General features: G+C 72.5%; 1 protein-coding gene. It reads left to right on the top strand.

What is annotated here, in order from left to right; genetic code table 11:
* Positions 1-147 precede the first annotated feature (147 nt).
* A partial coding sequence (locus ACWDNU_RS45185) for a non-ribosomal peptide synthetase (RefSeq protein WP_449673370.1) occupies positions 148-2375 on the top strand: 2228 nt, incomplete at its 3' end.

Here is a 2375-nt window from a genome sequence, read left to right as displayed (position 1 = left end):
GAGTCGACGGACGAGTCCGGGACACCGGCGGGCACGTCGTCCGAGCACGGTGCCGTCGCCCGTCTGCGCCCGATCGGGCTGCGGGTCCCCCACATCTCCGCCGTCGCGGAAACGCTGACCGCCACCGCGAGGGCCAACGGCCTGACTATGAGCACCGTGCTCCACGGCGCGTGGGCGATGGTGCTGGCCGAGCACTTCGGGCGCACCGATGTGGTGTTCGGGACCGTGGTGTCGGGGCGGCCCGCCGATCTGCCCGGTGTCGGCGCGATGGTCGGGCTGTTCAGCAATACCGTGCCGATGCGCGTCACGCTCACCGACGGGCGGCCGGTGGCCGAGCAGTTCGCGGCCGTGCAGGACGCCTCGTTCGAGGCGCAGGCACGGGGCTATCTGGGATTGGCGACCGTCGAGCGGGCGGTGGGTCTCGGGCGGCTGTTCGACTCCCTCGTGGTGTTCCAGAACTTCCCGAAAGCCGGTCTGCTGCAACCGGACCCCCGGGGCGTGCAGGTGGTCGACGTCGAGGTGGACGGGCTGACGGACTTCCCGGTCACCGTCACCGCGCTGCCCGGTGACGAGTTCACCCTGATGCTGCACCACGATCCGGTCGCCGTGCCTGCGCCGGTCGCCGCGCGCCTGGCCGATCGGCTCGGCGCGGTCCTGGCCGCCCTGGCGACCGACCTCGGGCGCACGGTCGCCGAGGTGACCGCGGTGGCGATGCCGCCGGAGACGGTCGGCACCACCCTGGCCGACTGGACCTCGACCACCCCGATCGACCCCGACGCGCCCGCGCTGACCGCGAACGGCGTGACCCTGACCTACCGCGAGTTCGACGCGCGGGTCGCCCGGCTGGGGCACTGGCTGATCGACGAAGGCGTCGGGCCGGAAACCGTGGTGGCGGTGACGATGACGCGCGGGATCGACGCGATCGTCGCCGCGCACGCGATCTGCCGGGCGGGCGGCGTCTACCTGCCGATCGACCCGCAGAGCCCGGCCCAGCGCGCCGACCGCATCCTGCGCACGGCCGAGGCGGCGCTGGTCCTCACCACCACCGCCGACGGTTTCGGCACCGAGCGCGCGCCGGTCGTCACGGTCGACGACCTCGATCTCACCGCCTTCCCGGCCACCCTGGTCACCGACCGCGACCGGCTCGCGCCGCTGCGACCGGCCGGTGCGGCGTATCTGCTGTTCACCTCGGGTTCCACCGGTGAGCCCAAGGGCGTGAGCGTGTCGCACGCGGCGATCATCAGCACCTTCGCCTGGATGCAGCGGCGGCACCGGCTCGCGCCGGGCGACACCGTCCTGTACCGCACCGCGGCCACCTTCGACGCCTCGATGCTGGAGCTGTTCTGGCCGCTGCTGGTGGGCGCTCGGGTGCTGGCCGCGCCCGTCGAGGGACGGCTGGACCGCGATCCACACCAGATCGCCGAGCTCATGGCCCGCGAGCGGGTGAGCATGCTGCAGATGACCTCGTCGATGCTGACGGTGCTCGCCGAGGAAGCCGACCTGAGCGGTTGCACCGCACTGCGTTTCGCGGTCACCGGCGGCGAACCGTTGCCGCCGGACACCGCGCGGCGGATCCGGACGGCCACCGGCGCGAGCGTGCACAACCTGTACGGCCCCACCGAGGCCGCGGTCGACGTCACCTTCCACGAGGTCGTCGACACCGACACCGACACCGTCCCGATCGGCGCCCCGGTGTTCAACACCAAGGTCTACGTGCTGGATTCGCGGCTGCATCCGGTCCCGGTGGGTGTCGCGGGTGAGCTGTACCTGGCGGGCACCCAGCTGGCGCGCGGCTACGTCGCGCGGCCGGACCTGACCGCCGACCGCTTCGTCGCCAACCCCTTCGACGACGACGGCGCCCGCATGTACCGCACCGGCGACCTCGTCGCCTGGACCGAGCACGGCGAGCTGGAGTACCTGGGCCGCACCGACTTCCAGGTGAAGCTGCGCGGTCTGCGCATCGAGCTGGGCGAGATCGAGTCGGCGCTGACCGCGCTCGACGAGGTCGCCCAGTCGGTGGTCGTGGTCCGCGGTGACCAGCACACCGGCGATCAGCTGGTGGCCTACGTCATCGCCGCGCCGGGCCGCACCGTCGACATCGAGGACGCCCGCGAGGAACTGGGCAACAACCTGCCCGCCTACATGGTGCCCGCGGTGCTCATCGTGCTCGACGCGTTCCCGCTCAACGCCTCCGGCAAGCTCGACCGCAAGGCGCTGCCCGCGCCGGTGTTCGAGGCCGCGGTGTTCCGCGCCCCGACCACCCCGGTCGAGGAGATCGTCGCCGCCACCTTCGCCGACGTGCTCGGCCTGGACCGGGTCGGCCTCGACGACGACTTCTTCGAGCTCGGCGGCAACTCGCTGACCGCGACCCAGGT

The sequence above is a fragment of the Amycolatopsis sp. NPDC003676 genome (assembly GCF_053587275.1).
The sequence above is the reverse complement of the archived record's forward strand: the minus strand, read 5'-3'. Positions and strand labels throughout refer to the sequence as shown.